The sequence below is a fragment of the Pseudoalteromonas sp. SR43-2 genome, from assembly GCF_014163885.1.
Classification (GTDB): domain Bacteria; phylum Pseudomonadota; class Gammaproteobacteria; order Enterobacterales; family Alteromonadaceae; genus Pseudoalteromonas; species Pseudoalteromonas distincta.
The window spans coordinates 1-554 of sequence record NZ_JACJED010000050.1; the positions used below are offsets into that span (position 1 = coordinate 1).

General features: G+C 54.2%; 1 protein-coding gene. It reads right to left on the bottom strand.

The features are described from left to right. Positions 1 to 554: Ig-like domain-containing protein (locus H5120_RS20045; RefSeq protein ID WP_182675884.1), on the bottom strand; the 554-nt coding region annotated here is incomplete at both ends.

Below are 554 nucleotides of genomic sequence, written 5' to 3' on the forward strand. Positions count from 1 at the left end.
AATGGCGCATCTACACTCACACTTGGTGCTGTGGTATCAATGGTGCCGTTGCCGGTAATATCGGTGCTGTTTCCTGCCACATCGCTGATGTTGGCGGTGATCGTGTACGGCCCTTCTGCCAGTGCAGTCGGTACTTCTACAGAGAAGTTACCATCGGCATCCACAGTGGTGGTGAACGTTTGTGTATTGCCTTGATCGTCCACCACGATGAAGCTAATAACGGTGCCTTCAACGGCATCACTTGTGCCACTGAGTGTCGGGGTGATGTCATTACTTGAGCCTGGGCTGGTAAGTACAAGTGTCGGTGCAGTGGTATCTATTTCACCTGCGCCTGTGGCGATGGTGTCGTTGCCTGCCACATCTTCAACACTCGCGCTAATGGTGTATGCACCTTCTGCGAGTGCTACCGGTACAGGGATTGACCACGTACCATTGGCTAGTACGGTGGCGCTCATTGTTTGCGCTGCGCCGCTGCTGTCGGTGACAACAATGGTTACTTCACTGCCTTGCGGTGCATCGCTGGTACCTGCAATCGTTGGCGTGGTGTCGTTCCC